Here is a 1,624-nt window from a genome sequence, read left to right as displayed (position 1 = left end):
CCGGTTAATTGGGCGATTTTTTTCACTTGGATTGTCACCCTCGTTCGTCGAGCTGGGTTTCGGACAGTTCCTCAAGCCTTACGTTTATGGGCTAACCAGGTCGATGAGGTTTTTTCTTTTCTTGTATGAAACCACCCTGCCCTTGGAAAGGGGGTTGGGGGATTCAAATTCCAAAACGAAGTCTAGCCGACTTGTCGGTGCGCGATAGCTTCAAAACGATTTAAAACCTAAAGGCTAATTTCTCATTTACACATCACATTTCTTCAAGGTTATGAGATAAACTTGATTGAGTAAAGATATTTAAAATCTGGAGCAGCTCGATTATGGCAGGCGGAACCACCGGAGAACGTCCCTTCACCGATATCGTCACCAGTATTCGTTACTGGATCATTCATAGCATTACCATCCCAGCATTATTCGTGGCTGGCTGGCTGTTTGTTAGCACTGGCTTGGCTTATGATGCTTTTGGTACTCCTCGTCCCGATGAGTACTTCACTCAGACTCGTCAAGAGTTACCAATCGTCTCCGATCGATTTGAATCGAAAGACCAACTCGATAAATTCGTTAAAAAGCAGTAGTAACTGCTAGCCTGTCGAATTTACGCAAGCAATTAAGGTCTAATTACGAATAGTTTTAGCTATCAACTGGCGATCGCCAGTCGATCGCTGATATATCTTTAAACTTTAACCAAACTTTCCTCAATTTTAGGAGCGCAGCACATGACTAGCGGTGGCGGAAATCAGCCTATCTCATATCCCATTTTTACTGTCAGATGGATAGCCGTCCATACTTTGGGCGTACCAACTGTATTTTTTATTGGCGCGATCGCAGCCATGCAATTTATTCAAAGATAGGATTATATTAATATTATGGAACGTACTCCAAACCCTAATAATCAGCCAGTAGAACTCAATCGAGCTTCACTATTTTTAGGCTTGTTAATGGTCTTTACACTCGGAATTTTATTTACCAGTTACTTCTTTAACTAATTGGTTTTGTCTGTGTTGCTGTTGGGATATTTACAAAAGGAAAAAACTATGTCTGAACCAGGAAAAATTCCCTTGTGGCTGGTAGCTACCGTCGCTGGCATGGGTGTAATTGTTGTCGTAAGCTTGTTCTTCTATGGCTCTTATGCTGGAATCGGCTCGTCAATGTAAGCAAGTCAATCGCCAATCGCGAGATTTTAGCGAAAGCAATGCAATTGTACAACTGCTTTAGCGGAGCAATTTGGATCGAAAAAGCCGGACTAGTCCGGCTTTTTGATTGCTGGGGCAAGAGATCTTCCCCAAACTGATGTTAATCCATCCTAGATTGTGTCGCGCTCGATATACACGAATAAAAAGGCCATCGCGATCGCGGGGAATACTAAACCGACAGTAGGTACTAGGATTGAAGGGAGAAAAGAAGCTGCCATAATTACAGAAGTCCTTTGCAGATAAATTGCACTTTAATTTTATCAGGAAAATGGGTAAAAACCTCCCCGTTCACGGGGACTCATCGACGGCGCAAACAAAGCGAACGCAGTATGCGCTGTAGATAGCAAAGATTTTAGCGCATGGCACCAATACTATGGTACAGTGTTGACCATAAGATTAATTCGCTCAACGCCTAGAATGCTCGTATT

5 protein-coding genes are annotated in these 1,624 nt (G+C 42.8%); 4 read left to right on the top strand and 1 reads right to left on the bottom strand.

Annotated elements, in window-relative coordinates; translation table 11 throughout:
• Positions 1–323: 323 nt before the first annotated feature.
• From psbE to RMO79_RS12020, 4 genes are all read left to right on the top strand, one after another.
• On the top strand, positions 324–578 hold the full coding sequence (gene psbE / locus RMO79_RS12035) for a cytochrome b559 subunit alpha (protein ID WP_295615533.1): 255 nt from the start codon (positions 324–326) through the stop codon (positions 576–578).
• Positions 579–719: 141 nt separating this feature from the next.
• Positions 720–854: a cytochrome b559 subunit beta gene (gene psbF, locus RMO79_RS12030; protein ID WP_295615531.1), complete on the top strand. Its 135-nt coding sequence runs from the start codon at positions 720–722 to the stop codon at positions 852–854.
• Between the two features lie 12 nt (positions 855–866).
• Positions 867–989, top strand: coding sequence for a photosystem II reaction center protein L (locus RMO79_RS12025; RefSeq protein ID WP_309744289.1), 123 nt, complete (start codon positions 867–869; stop codon positions 987–989).
• A gap of 48 nt (positions 990–1,037) precedes the next feature.
• The gene (locus tag RMO79_RS12020) at positions 1,038–1,157 is read left to right on the top strand and encodes a photosystem II reaction center protein J (protein ID WP_295615529.1); all 120 of its coding nucleotides are present in this window, start codon (positions 1,038–1,040) and stop codon (positions 1,155–1,157) included.
• Between the two features lie 149 nt (positions 1,158–1,306).
• Here RMO79_RS12020 and psaI read toward each other — a convergent pair whose 3' ends face one another.
• The gene (psaI, locus tag RMO79_RS12015) at positions 1,307–1,414 is read right to left on the bottom strand and encodes a photosystem I reaction center subunit VIII (RefSeq protein ID WP_310483403.1); all 108 of its coding nucleotides are present in this window, start codon (positions 1,412–1,414) and stop codon (positions 1,307–1,309) included.
• Positions 1,415–1,624: the final 210 nt, after the last annotated feature.

The organism is Chamaesiphon sp. VAR_48_metabat_403 (assembly GCF_031422475.1).
Lineage (GTDB): Bacteria > Cyanobacteriota > Cyanobacteriia > Cyanobacteriales > Chamaesiphonaceae > Chamaesiphon.
Note: the sequence above shows the minus strand (reverse complement) of the source record. Positions and strands in the feature narration are given on the sequence as shown.

Excerpts from the sequence above, each read along its gene's own strand:
- RMO79_RS12020 (WP_295615529.1), top strand. The coding sequence starts at position 1,038 with ATGTCTGAACCAGGAAAAATTCCCTTGTGGCTGGTAGCTACCGTCGCT.
- psbF (WP_295615531.1), top strand. The coding sequence starts at position 720 with ATGACTAGCGGTGGCGGAAATCAGCCTATCTCATATCCCATTTTTACT.
- psbE (WP_295615533.1), top strand. The coding sequence starts at position 324 with ATGGCAGGCGGAACCACCGGAGAACGTCCCTTCACCGATATCGTCACC.
- psaI (WP_310483403.1), bottom strand. The coding sequence starts at position 1,414 with ATGGCAGCTTCTTTTCTCCCTTCAATCCTAGTACCTACTGTCGGTTTA.